Source organism: Psychrobacter proteolyticus, from assembly GCF_039762275.1.
Lineage (GTDB): Bacteria > Pseudomonadota > Gammaproteobacteria > Pseudomonadales > Moraxellaceae > Psychrobacter > Psychrobacter proteolyticus_C.
In genome coordinates this window covers 73,088-86,629 of record NZ_JBDLOB010000002.1, presented here as the reverse complement: position 1 = coordinate 86,629, position 13,542 = coordinate 73,088, and the positions used below count along the sequence as shown (strand labels likewise).

General features: G+C 42.2%; 9 protein-coding genes, 1 tRNA gene and 1 other RNA gene. All 11 read left to right on the top strand.

Features of this window, described 5'->3' with window-relative positions:
- Positions 1-12: 12 nt before the first annotated feature.
- The 11 genes from bioA to lepA all read left to right on the top strand — a co-directional run bounded on the left by bioA (position 13) and on the right by lepA (position 13,504).
- Positions 13-1,350, top strand: coding sequence for an adenosylmethionine--8-amino-7-oxononanoate transaminase (gene bioA, locus ABFV72_RS03425; protein WP_347162444.1), 1,338 nt, complete (start codon positions 13-15; stop codon positions 1,348-1,350).
- Positions 1,347-2,063, top strand: coding sequence for a dethiobiotin synthase (gene bioD / locus ABFV72_RS03420; protein ID WP_347162443.1), 717 nt, complete (start codon positions 1,347-1,349; stop codon positions 2,061-2,063). Before bioA ends, bioD begins: the two co-directional genes overlap by 4 nt.
- Positions 2,064-2,137: 74 nt before the next feature.
- An RNA gene (gene rnpB / locus ABFV72_RS03415) (RNase P RNA component class A) lies at positions 2,138-2,504 on the top strand.
- Between the two features lie 121 nt (positions 2,505-2,625).
- Positions 2,626-2,702 (top strand) — tRNA-Met (locus tag ABFV72_RS03410).
- Between the two features lie 226 nt (positions 2,703-2,928).
- Entirely contained in the window at positions 2,929-3,741 is an 813-nt protein-coding gene (locus ABFV72_RS03405; protein ID WP_347162442.1) for an ABC transporter permease, read from the top strand.
- A 46-nt stretch (positions 3,742-3,787) separates the two neighbouring features.
- Positions 3,788-4,459: an ABC transporter ATP-binding protein gene (locus ABFV72_RS03400; protein WP_347162441.1), complete on the top strand. Its 672-nt coding sequence runs from the start codon at positions 3,788-3,790 to the stop codon at positions 4,457-4,459.
- Positions 4,428-5,543, top strand: a complete 1,116-nt coding sequence (locus ABFV72_RS03395) for a capsule biosynthesis protein (RefSeq protein ID WP_347162440.1) — start codon at positions 4,428-4,430, stop codon at positions 5,541-5,543. The genes ABFV72_RS03400 and ABFV72_RS03395 overlap by 32 nt, the downstream gene beginning before the upstream one ends.
- Positions 5,544-5,598: 55 nt before the next feature.
- Positions 5,599-7,371: a polysaccharide biosynthesis/export family protein gene (locus ABFV72_RS03390; protein ID WP_057758382.1), complete on the top strand. Its 1,773-nt coding sequence runs from the start codon at positions 5,599-5,601 to the stop codon at positions 7,369-7,371.
- A gap of 75 nt (positions 7,372-7,446) precedes the next feature.
- Positions 7,447-9,954, top strand: a complete 2,508-nt coding sequence (locus ABFV72_RS03385; RefSeq protein ID WP_347162439.1) for a capsular polysaccharide biosynthesis protein — start codon at positions 7,447-7,449, stop codon at positions 9,952-9,954.
- Between the two features lie 145 nt (positions 9,955-10,099).
- Complete coding sequence (locus ABFV72_RS03380) at positions 10,100-11,341, top strand: capsule biosynthesis protein (RefSeq protein ID WP_347162438.1); 1,242 nt, start codon at positions 10,100-10,102, stop codon at positions 11,339-11,341.
- 363 nt (positions 11,342-11,704) lie between these two features.
- On the top strand, positions 11,705-13,504 hold the full coding sequence (lepA, locus tag ABFV72_RS03375) for a translation elongation factor 4 (RefSeq protein WP_101204270.1): 1,800 nt from the start codon (positions 11,705-11,707) through the stop codon (positions 13,502-13,504).
- Positions 13,505-13,542 lie beyond the last annotated feature (38 nt).

Sequence of the window (13,542 nt, the reverse complement as noted above, 5' to 3'; positions counted from 1 at the left end):
GGGGACAGCACGATGACCATTGAAACAACAACCACGCAAATAACAACCAAACTCATTCAAGTAGCAAGTGAGTTCGATCAGCGACATCTTTGGCACCCATATGCCAGCCTGCCACCCACTTATTCTAATATCGTAATCGATCGCGCTGAAGGCATTTATATCATCACTGAAGACGGCACACGCCTGATCGATGGCATGTCGTCATGGTGGGCGAGCGTTCATGGTTATAACCATCCAAAACTGAATGAAGCACTGACTCAGCAGTTGGGTAAAATGGCGCATGTCATGTTTGGTGGATTGACTCATCAGCCAGCGATAGATTTGGGCAAAAAACTGCTCGACATTGTACCTACTGGTCTCGATGCGATTTTTTATGCGGACAGTGGCAGTATCGCGGTAGAAGTGGCACTAAAAATGGCGCTGCAGTATCAAGTAGCTGCCAAGCGTCCAACCAAGCAACAGTTTGCATCAACCCATTCAGGGTATTACGGAGACACGTGGCATGCCATGAGTGTCTGTGATCCTGTTAATGGTATGCACAGCCTATATGGCAAGCAATTACCGATGCAGCATTTCGTCCCTGCGCCGCCGCTTGGCTTAGATCGCGCATTGACAGTAGATGAGCATGAATCATTAGCTCAGTTTTTTGTCGAGTATGGTGCGCAGCTGGCGGGATTTATCATTGAGCCAATTATTCAGGGCGCAGGCGGAATGCGTTTTTATAGTCCTGAATATCTACAATTGCTGCGTCAACTGTGTGATGAGCATGATGTGCTCTTGATTGCCGATGAAATTGCCACTGGGTTTGGACGTAGTGGTAAATTATTTGCGTGTGAACATGCTTGCATCAGCCCTGATATCATGACCATTGGCAAAGCGCTGACGGGTGGCTATATGACCTTTGCGGCAACTTTGTGTACCCGTCATATTGCCGATACCATTCATAATAGTGATTATCCAGCGCTGATGCATGGCCCAACCTTTATGGGCAATCCACTGGCTTGTGCGGTTGCGTGTGCATCGATTGATTTGATCCTGTCTTATGATATTGAAGCGCGTACCGCAAACATGCAGAATATTATGGAACAGCAGTTAGCGCCTGCTGCGTTATCAGAAGGCGTTGCTGAAGTACGCTGCTTGGGTGCAGTCGCCGTCATTGAATTGCATGAAGGAGTTGATATGCCCATTTTTCAGTCTTTATTGATTGATAACGGTATCTGGGTCAGACCATTTGGCAAGCTGGTGTATATCATGCCACCCTACATGATTACTGATGATGAGCTGACTACCTTATGCCAATCACTGCTAAAAGTAGTACGTACGTATCTAGAAAACCGAGGTCAACCATGAGTGTTTTATTTGTTTCTGGTATCGATACCGATATTGGTAAAACCTATGCTACTGGACTGCTTGCCAAAGCGCTAATGGAACAAGGTGTGAGTGTGATTACTCAAAAGCTAGTACAGACGGGCATATCGATCAATCCAGATAATGGTGAGATGAATATAGCTGATGACATTATTACTCATCGTCAATTAATGGACATACCTCTACAGCCATGTGATCTCGATTTTACGACTTGTGCTCATCGTTATAAGAAGCCTGCGTCTCCTCATTTGGCTACTAAATTATCAGGGGAAACACTTGATCCTGATATGATTACTAACGCCACTAAGCGATTGCAGGCACAGTATGATGCGATACTACTAGAAGGTGCAGGTGGCTTACTTGTGCCCATTACAGAGAATCTACTCACGTTAGACTATATTGCCGAGCAAGGCTATCCTATTGTCTTGGTCACCTCTGGTCGATTGGGCAGCATCAATCATACGTTGCTGAGTTTAGAAGCTATAAAATCGCGCGGATTAATAGTACATAGCATAATTTATAATCATATTCATGATGATGCTGAGCAAACGGATACTGAAATCGCAAATAGCACTATTGAGTTTCTACGAAAATATTTGGACAATCATTATCCCGAAGCGCATTGGCTACAAATACCATATCTAAAAGATAATCTGGTCGGTAATATTGAAGCACTGCCAGAAAATTTTGTTTAGCCTATTTATGTTGTCCACAAAAATAAATCCAAAAGACATTCGCAGGCAGTCATAAGTTTGCTATACTAGCGCGCTTGGTAGACTAGGCGATCGCCGCTGCACACTGGCAACAGATGAGCAGGGGAGGAAAGTCCGGGCTACATAGGGCAGCGTGCCAGCTAACGGCTGGGCAGGGTAACTTGACGACCAGTGCAGCAGAGAGTAGACCGCCTTTAGTATCTTAGGGTATTATCGGTAAGGGTGAAAGGGTGCGGTAAGAGCGCACCGCGTGGCTGGCAACAGCTCACGGCATGGTAAACTCCACGCGTAGCAAGACCAAATAGGCATCGGCATGGCGCGGCCCGCGTTCGATGCGGGTAGGTTGCTTGAGCGTATTAGCGATGATACGCCTAGAGGAATGATCGTCCATGACAGAACCCGGCTTATCGGTTTACCAAACCTTTTTTATCGTTTGTTGTAGTAATAGTTGCAATTAATCTGAATTAAATTCGTTTTTTTGCAAAAAATGCTTATTAGGGGTTGACGGCAGTCAACAGCTTGGGCATAATGTGCAGCCTAAAACGGCGATGTAGCTCAGCTGGTTAGAGCGCATGACTCATAATCGTGAGGTCAAGAGTTCAAGTCTCTTCATCGCCACCATATATAGCAGTACTAAAAAAACCAATCTCGATAGATTGGTTTTTTTTTGCCCGAAATAAATGGTTTTATAAACTAGGAGCAATTGATAGATATAGTTTTAGGTGTGATTTGCTTACAGATTTCTTACTAAATCATAGGTTTATCTGTCTATATACAGATTAATTCTTGTAACTTATGTCGCGCTTACTTATCATAGGGGCTGTTTTCGGTAAAGTCCTGTAACGCCATGTCTGTTCAACTACCTCCTTATCGTCCTATCAAGCATCGCAGTGGCATTAAAGTCATGGGTGCAGCATTTCATGCATTGCTGATGCGTGAGTTACAGACCCGTTTTGGTGGTTACCGTTTAGGCTACCTTTGGGCGCCGCTCGAAGTCCTATTTCAAATTCTAATTTTTTTAGTGATATTTGGAGCCATTAGAGAACGCCTAGTTCCAGGTATGGATTTTTCTTTATTCTTAGTTGTTGGAATGGTGCCTTTTAGAATGTTTCAAAAGATAGCAACGAGGGCTTTAGGAGCCGTCGATGCTAATAAAGGTTTATTGATGTATCGGTCAATTAAGCATATTGATGTGATCATCGCACGCTCATTTCTAGAACTAGTAATTTATTTCTTTACATCGATATTATTACTTTTAGGATTGGCTTTTTTTGATATCTACGCCAATTTGGAAAACCTGCACATTGTATTGTTTTGCTGGATAACGCTATTTATATTTAGCTTTGGTGTTGCTCTGATTATGATGGTTGTAGGGTTTTATGGTGGCGAAATCAGTAAAGTAATAACTATATTTTTTACGATATTGTATTTTGCATCTGGTATCATTTTCCCCATTCATATAGTACCTGAGCCTTATTTTAGCTATCTATTATATAATCCCTTTATTCATAACATTGAGCTAATTAGGCACGCTTTTGCGCCCAATTATCCAGCCACTCATATAAATATTTGGTACTTTTTAGAATGGATGTTCGTTGTGAACTTTTTAGGACTTCTACTCTATAAGTATGCTGAACGCGACATGATTCGTTCTCGTTAAGGGAATACCCATAACTATAGGTGCTAATATTAAGAAAGGTGAGTAAATGATTGAGATAAAGAATATTTCTAAGTCATTTATGACAAAGGAAGGCCGTCATTACTTGTTTAAAGATTTAAACCTGACTATTGGTGATAAACAAAGTGTGGGCTTGCTCGGTCGTAATGGTGCTGGTAAGTCAACACTGCTACGTATTATATGTGGGCTTGATGAGCCAGATCATGGAGAGATTATTACCGACTCGACTATTTCTTGGCCTGTCGGGGTCGCAGGTGGCTTTCAAGGTAGCCTAACAGGTCGTCAAAATGTCCGATTTGTTTGTCGCTTATATTCAAGTGGTCCTTATATTGATGAAAAAATTCGTTTCGTTGAAGAATTTGCTGATATTGGCAGTTATTTTGATATGCCAGTAAAAAGCTATTCATCAGGAATGAAAGCCCGCTTAACGTTCGGTTTAAGCTTGGCCTTTGATTTTGATTATTATATGCTCGATGAAGCGGGTGCTGTTGGTGATGCAGCATTCCGTAAGCGTAGTGAAGAGATTTTAGCGGCCCGCCGCGCACAAGCAGGATTTTTAATAGTGTCGCACAATATTGGTGATATCAAACGAAACTGCGATATTGGTATTGTACTAATGGATCAAACAGCACACGTGTTTGACGATACAACAGAAGCGATTGAGGTTTATGAAAAGCATATCCACAAAGCAAAAAAGTAAGATAATTAACTTCTCGCTGTTTATTGGCTTGGTCATCCTTCCTTGGTTGCTCGTTATATACTATGTAATGACGCTGGCTCATCCGCGTTTCGTTTCGACTGCTGACGTGGTAGTGAAGCAAGTCAGTGATTCGAGCGTCCCAGCTGGTGGTGGTATATCAGCTCTACTGGGCGTTAATAGTACCAGTAAAGAAGACGCGACTTATTTGACAGAGTATATTTTGTCGAATGATATGGTGAAGCGACTCGATAATAAGTTTAAGTTCCGAGACGCTTACTATGTTGATGGTTCAGACCCTATTTATGAAATCGATCCTGATGCAACCCAAGAAGATCTACTTGAGTACTTCAAAAAACGGGTTCACATTGATCTTGACGAGCAGAGCTATGTGCTTTCAGTATCAACAGAAGGCTTTGACTCAAAGTATGCTTTCGAGCTGAACAAAGCTATCTTAGGTGAGTCTGAGCGTTTTGTGAACCGCATTTCACAAGAAGTGGCTCGTGATCAATTGGCGTTTGCAGAAACTCAGTTAGACGAATCAGAAGAGCGTTTAAACGATGCCAAAGAGCAGTTGTTAAACTATCAGAATGAAAACGAAATCTATGACCCACAAGCCAATGCACAAATTGTCAATCAGTTAATTGGCAGCTTGCAAGCGCAATTAAGCTCGTTGCGTACTGAAGAGCGTCAGTTACTCAGTTATCTAAATCCGGATGCGCCGCAAGTGGTTTCACTAAGAAGCCAGATAAAGGCTGTTGAAGAGCAAATCACTCAAGAACAAACTAAATTGACATCACCAAATACAACCAAATTAAACCGTCAAGCGGTACAGTTTGAGACCATCAAGGCAGATGTGGATTTTGCTACCGAGTTATATAAATTGTCGTTGTCATCGCTTGAGAAATCAAGACTAGAAGCATTCAAGAAAATGAAAAACTTGATTGTAATCTCGACTCCCTATGAAGCAGAAGATGCAACATATCCGCGCCAAGCGTATCTAATTTGGACATCGCTTGCGTTGCTCTTAATGCTATACGGATTTGTGCGTTTGGTGATGGCAGTTGTCCGTGATCACCGCAGCTAATCTTGAAAAACCAGATATCAGTAATGATCGATAGATCAGGAAAGGAATATAACTCATGAATATGAAACCACGTTCTATCGTGATAGCGACAAGCTTGGCAATGGCGGCGACTAGTATGTCTGCAACAGCTGCAAGCAGTTATGCAGATCAAATATCAGGTTCAGGCTTTGGCACAAGCAACAATAACATGAGTCAATCTCAGAACCAGAGCAATATTAACGTGTCTACCCAAGCATTTGCTGGGGCAGTGCCAGGGCAAGCAACGACTCAAGAAGCGGTTAACGCAGCAAGTTTACCAAGCCAGTCAGTTATCAATACTACGCGTCCTTATCAAGATATCAAAACTCAAGATATGATGTTCGGTGAGCAATTGTTCCGTGGGGCATTTTCGACGACTTCAGGCTCTACCTTTAATGATAGTTATGTGATTAACCCTGGTGATAACGTCCAAGTAAGAATGTGGGGCGCTTATCAGTACGCTGCTACCATGACCGTCGATCCACAAGGTAATATTTTCTTACCGAATGTTGGACCAGTACGCGTCTCTGGTGTGCAAAATGGCAGCTTACAAAACGTGGTCAAAAGTGCCGTCAGTCGTATCTATCGCTCGAATGTAGGGGTTTATGCTTCATTAGAGCAGGCGCAACCCGTTAAGGTGTTCGTCACAGGTTTTGTTAAACAGCCGGGCTATTACGGTGGTCTAGCAGCAGACTCGGTATTGTCTTATTTAGATAGAGCAGGCGGCGTTGACCCAACGCGCGGCAGTTATATTGACATTCAAATCAAACGTAACGGTCAAATGCTACAGCAAGTCAATTTATATGACTTTTTGCTAGCAGGTAAATTACAGGCATTTTCATTCCGTGATGGTGATGTCATTACCGTGGCACCACAGAAAAAGACATTTGTGGTAAGCGGTCAAGTTCAAAACGAATATACCTTTGAGTTTGATGTGAATGATCTGACTATTGGTGATGTGTTGCAAGTGTCTAATCCAGCAGCCAATGCTACTAATGTCAGTATCACTCGCAGTGCAGGACGTGCACAAACGGCGGAGTACTACTCATTAAGTGAAGCCCAAAACGTTCCCGTCTATAATGGCGATCAAATGGTAGTAACGTCAGATCGTTACGCAGGCACCATCGCGGTGCAGGTAAAAGGTGCACATACTGGTAATGGCGCAATGGTTGTGCCATATGGCGCGCGTCTAAAAGATATCGTGCCACAATTACAGCCAAGCCCACTGGCTAAATTGACGCATCTAACCATCTATCGTGAATCTGTTGCTGAGCAACAAAAACGCATGATTAACGAGTCGCTCGATCGTCTAGAAGAACTCACACTTGCTACTCAGTCAACGACTCGTGAAGAAGCCGCATTGCGTCAAGATGATGCAGCATTAGTCAAACAGTTCGTTGCTAAAGCTCGTAATGTTCAGACAGATGGTCAAATCGTTGTTGTGCCAAATTCATGGCAGGATATTATTTTGCAACAAGGCGACATCATTGAGATACCAGCACAAACGTCAGTCATTACAGTCAATGGTCAAGTACGAGCACAAGGGGCACTTACCTTTAATCCTGACTATACCGTCGGCGATTATGTGGCTAACTCTGGTGGTTTCTCTGATAACGCTGATACAAAAGATATCTTAATTATTCATCAAAATGGGGCGAGCCAAGTGGTCAATACTGCGTATCGTATCCAGCAGGGTGACGAGATTATGGTATTACCGAAAGTTAAAACTAAGCGTGTGGAGATTGCGCGCGGTCTATCACAGATTGTTTATCAGTTAGCAATTGCTGCCAAGGTAGTTCTAGACCTATAACGGTTAGCCATTCATGACTTAACGATGTCGGCTGAACGAATTTAACCAAAACCAATGAGTAAAGGTATCAAAGATATGGCAAAAGAAGTAGCGAATGAAGTCAAGGTATCTACTATGTCTACCTCTGATCATGCGCTACTTTCGCCTTCGTCACAGTATCAATCACCAAAGCAGTTGGCAGTAGTTGGTAAAGGTATGTGTCGCAACAACCTGCTACTCTCGCAAGTGTTGCAAGCTGATATTCAGCGCTGGTATCCGTGGTCAGGTTTGCAACGAAACCTGATAAATCGCAAGAAAAAACCACAACCTGAGGCATTTATTGGATGGGGGCACAAGAAAAGCTTTCAACGAGCTGATAAAGCTGCCACTCGTCAGGACGTGAATGCCTTAAGTATTGAAGATGGATTTTTGCGTTCATTGGATTCAGGTATTAGTAGTCGTCATGGTTTGAGCGTGGTTGTCGATGACATTGGCATCTACTTTGATATGACGCACCACTCACGTCTTGAGCAGTTGATTATTGAGCGTACCAAAAGTACTAGCAATGATCGCGCAGCAGGCGAAGCACGTGCTCGCCATTTGATGGCACGCATATGCGAAGAAAAACTGAGTAAATATAATTCCATAATCGATTGTCCGTCGTTGGATAAATTGATTAGTAAAGAAAATATTAACGAAAAGAAAAATGCTGTACAATCACATATCCTATTGATTGACCAAGTAGCAGGTGATGCCTCTGTTAAAGGCGCTGGTGCGAATAAACGTCAATTTAAGAAAATGCTAAAATCTGCATGTCGCAACCATCCTAATGCCCATATTTGGATAAAGGCTCATCCTGCGTCAAAATTAGGCTATTTATCCAACTTAAGACTACCTAAAAACGTTAGGTTATTGACAGAGTTTCTCAATCCTATCGAACTGCTTAAACAAGTAAGTGATGTCTATACCGTCAGCTCACATATGGGCTTTGAAGCATTAATGCTAGGTAAAAGAGTACATTGCTTCGGGGTCAGCTGGTACAGTGGCTGGGGGCTGACTAATGATACTAACGCACCTAAAAACCTACTTAAAGCAGTTCAAAAACGTCGTTTAGTATCAGCTGAGATACTTCTCAGTAATAGAGATTTGTCAAACTTAGCAGTGTTTCCTGCGACGTCACATAAGACGCTTGAAACGTCATTAGAAACGCTGTTTTATAGTGCTTATATTGATTATAGTCGTTATGTAGATCCAGCAACGAAACAAGCTTGTGATATCGATGCAGCCATCGAATGGCTAGTGACCAATCGGCGGTGGCAAGCGCGCCTTGAAGGCGATTTAACAGTATATGAGTTTAGCCGTTGGAAGCTACCATTTGTCAAAGCCTTTACAGACCTACCGCGTACTACATTATTCATCAAACCTAAATTAGATTTAATAAATTTTCTACATCCAGACCATTTCCGTGTCAATTTCCGCCAGCCTTTATTGGTATGGGGCTTGGCTAAACGTCAGCAAGTACAAAAGAAGCTACAGAGTAAAATTGCTGAACAAAGCTCGGATACGCCAGCTATTTATTGTATGGAAGATGGGTTTATCCGATCAAACGGTTTAGGTGCTACTTTATTGGCACCACTGTCTGTTGTGATAGACAAACAAGGTATTTATTACGATGCGACCCAGCCTTCAGATTTAGAGACATTACTACGTGATTGTCATCCGCTAAGTCCACAGCAGCATGTGCGCGTACAAAAGCTTCGAGAAAAATTACTCACTCAGCGGGTGAGTAAATATAATGTTGGGGGTGATATTGGTGGTGCGAAAGCCAATGCCAGAAAAAGTGTTAGTGGCCAGCGTGCCTCATGGATGCAAGAGGCAAAGAACTCTGGGAAACTTCGTATTCTGATTATCGGTCAGGTAGAGGACGATTTGTCAGTACAGTACTGTGGCTCTACAATAAAGACAAACAGTGGTTTGATCGAACGTGTACGACAAGATAACCCAGACGCTTATTTGGTTTATAAGCCGCATCCTGATGTAGAAGCAGGACTGCGAGCAGGTAAAGTATCAGAAGTTTACCTACGACAAGTTCAGGCGGTTGCCTACGATACTGCGATTCCTGATTGCTTAGAATGGGTGGATGAGGTTCATACGATCAGCTCATTGACTGGTTTTGAAGCGTTGCTGCGTGGATTGGACGTCACCTGTTATGGATTGCCGTTTTATGCAGGTTGGGGATTGACCACAGATATTGACGAGCAGTCGTTACCGAAAGCCACCTATCTAAAAAGGCGTGAACGAGACATGCCTTTGTCTCTTGAGCAGCTAATATATGGCGCGCTTATATGTTACCCGTTGTATCGTCTACCTGATGGCTATGGGCTAGCGCAAGTAGAGCAGGTGATTGATTATTTGTATCCTCCTAAAGATTTACATCTACTTGAGAGCAGTGAAGAATCGCAATCTGAAATGGCTAGTACTTTGAATAGTTCATCTAAGACTGTGACCTTGTCTTTATCTACAAAATTGAAACATCACGCGACTATGCGTTTTATGCAGCAGCGTCATCGATGGCAACAGAAATTGCGTAAAATGTCTCGTTAATTTATTAGAGTAGCACCGTATAATTGCATTGCGACAAATAGGTGCTTTTTCGGTATAATCACTTTTACGCTATGTGTTTTCACACGGTTGCACGACCTTTCTCATTTTTATTTCTTATTTTCTCATTTAATGGTAGCCCTGTATTATGGCAGCTTCGATGTCTCACTTGCTTACTCATCGACATGTCTTGCTACTACAAGGAAAAATGGGTGGGTTTTTTAATCGATTTTCTTCATTCTTGCAAACTCAAGACATTAAAGTAAGCAAAATTAATTTTAATGCAGGCGATGCCTTTTTTTATCATCACGACAATACTTACGAATATACTAATACATTAGCGCAATTTTCCTCTTGGTTGCAGGCGTTCATTAAAGAAAATGCCATTGATGCGATTGTATGCTTTGGCGATTGTCGACCGCACCATACTCAAGCAGCGTGTATCAGTGAAAAGTTAGGTATTTCATTCTTTGTTTTTGAAGAAGGGTACTTGCGTCCTGATTATATTACCTTGCAAGAACATGGGATTAACGGTTATTCACGCCTAAACACTGCTGAGATTAAAGCGCTTAAGAAAGCGAATGATCAGCCTCTATACACACATAATCGATTTTATCGCTTAAGTATCGCAGCCATCGTCTATTATATCATTGCCTGGCTTTTCAAAAACCGTTACCCACATTATTCGCATTATCGTGGTATGACTGCTTGGCAAGAGGCCATCGCTTGGTTAAAAGCACCGTGGCGGAAGCTACGAGGATATTTACCAGACAAGCACTTGCAAAACAAACTGACTAAGCAAGAAAGTAACAATTACTTTTTGATTAGTTTACAAGTACATAATGACTCACAGATTACCCATCATAGTGATTATCGTGATGTGGTACAGTTCATTGACGAGTCTATCGCAAGCTTTGCAAATTTTGCTAAGCAAAAACAGTTACTCGTGTTTAAGCATCATCCATTGGATCGAGGTCATAGAGACTATCGGGAGCTGGTAGCTAGCCTAGCTGAGCGCTATCAAGTGTCTCATCGTGTTTTTTATGGGTGTGATATGCACCTACCAACTTTGATGAAATATAGTATAGGTATGGTGACTATTAACAGTACGACAGGCTTGCAGTCGGTTTATCATAAAAAACCCACTAAGGTTATGGGTCGTGCAATTTACGATATTCCTAAGCTAACAGATCAAAAGCCGCTTGATGATTTTTGGCAGCAGCCTAAGGGCCCAGATAATGAATTTTATTTGAGATTTCGTGAGTACCTGATAGAGCAAACTCAAATAAATGGTGCTTTTTATGGCAGATCGCCATGGATGTATAAGTATTTGTGCCAAACTGGCAGCGAAACGACAGACGTAGATATGTCTAAAACCAATTTACCCTAGTTATTTATTTACTTTTCTTTCTAAGAAGTCATAGTAACTATAATGGTATCTATATAAAGAAACGAAGTTCAACAAGTGTAACGATTGTTGCGTTATCCTTTTTTAGCTTGTCATTTCATCTGCAAGTCACATCTCTTCTAACAAAATGGCCTTACTTTGCAGTGGAAAACTGCTAGAATACTCTTTTATGTCTGCGCATAAGAGTTAATGTGCTTGGCTATGGATTTTAGACGGTAGTATTAGCCGAATCGGCTTGTTATAACGGTTGACCTTCAAAGAAGTACAAGCAACTTATCAATTGCATCTGACAGTATTTATTTTTTAGTTTTATTATTCTATCACTCTTAATTTAGTAGGCGCTTTGTGACTGCATTAGCCAATATTCGTAACTTTTCAATCATTGCCCACATTGATCATGGTAAGTCGACGCTTGCCGATCGTTTTATTCAAATGTGCGGTGCCTTGCAAGATCGCGAGATGCAGGCGCAGGTGCTCGACTCAATGGATATTGAGCGTGAGCGCGGTATCACTATCAAAGCACAGTCAGTAACACTGTTTTATGATCATCCAAATGGTGAGCGCTATCAGCTTAATTTTATTGATACCCCTGGTCACGTCGATTTTTCATATGAAGTGTCGCGTTCATTAGCAGCTTGTGAAGGTGCGCTATTGGTGGTTGATGCCGCTCAAGGCGTAGAAGCGCAGTCAGTGGCCAATTGCTATACAGCCGTTGATCAAGGCCTAGAAGTCATGGCGGTGTTAAATAAGATTGATTTACCGCAAGTTGAGCCTGAGCGCGTCATTCAAGAAATTGAAGATATTATCGGTATCGATGCCGTTGATGCACCGCGAGTATCAGCCAAATCTGGTCTTGGTGTTGATAAGCTGCTAGAAGCGCTAGTAGAGTTTATTCCAGCACCAACTGGTGATCGTGAAGCACCATTGCAAGCACTAATTATTGACTCTTGGTTTGATAATTATTTGGGCGTGGTCTCATTAGTACGGGTGCGTGAAGGTACTATACGTAAAGGTGACAAATTATATATCAAGTCGACTCAAGAGGCACATCTGGTTGGCTCGATTGGTGTCTTTACCCCTAAACCTGTAGATACAGGTGTTTTAGAAGCAGGGGAAGTCGGCTTTGTTATTGCGGGTATTAAAGATATTGCCGGAGCGCCAGTAGGCGACACGATCACTCATGCTAAAACCCCTGATGTCGACCGTATCCCAGGCTTTAAACAAGTCACGCCACAAGTCTATTCTGGTATGTTCCCAGTAGATTCGAGTGATTTCGAAAAATTCCGTGAAGCTTTGCAAAAACTGCAAATTAACGATGCGTCACTGTTTTTTGAGCCAGATACTTCAGATGCGCTTGGCTTTGGTTTTCGCTGTGGCTTCTTGGGTATGCTGCACATGGAGATTATCCAAGAACGTCTAGAGCGTGAATATGATCTGGATTTGATTACTACAGCGCCCTCAGTTATTTATGAAATTGAGAAAAAGAACGGTGATGTAATCTATGTAGATAACCCATCACATCTACCTGAGCCAAACAACATAGAAGAATTCCGTGAGCCAATTGCCCGCTGTCAGATTTTAGTACCGCAAGAATTCTTAGGCAATGTAATGACGCTATGTATTGAGCGTCGTGGCGTTCAGGTTGATATGCGTTTTATGGGTCGACAAGTACAGCTGATATTTGATATCCCAATGGGCGAAGTTGTCATGGATTTCTTTGATCGCCTAAAGTCGGTTTCACGTGGTTTTGCATCGCTAGATTATAACTTCGAGCGTTATCAAGCTGACAAGCTAGTAAGAGTTGATGTGCTAATTAATGGTGATAAAGTCGATGCCTTAGCGATGATCGTGCACGAAACCCAATCACGTTATCGTGGTAATGCTCTAGTTACTAAAATGAAAGAGTTGATTCCACGTCAAATGTTTGATGTCGCCATTCAAGCGGCTATCGGTAGCCAAATCATTGGTCGTAGTACGGTAAAAGCCATGCGTAAAGACGTATTAGCAAAATGCTATGGTGGCGATGTGTCACGTAAGAAAAAGCTACTGTCTAAGCAAAAAGCTGGTAAAAAACGTATGAAGCAAGTAGGTAATGTGGAAATCCCGCAAGAAGCCTTCTTAGCTGTGTTGCAAGTCGATAGCTAACCGCTAAACGTAACCTAAGATAGTCATTGTAGATAACA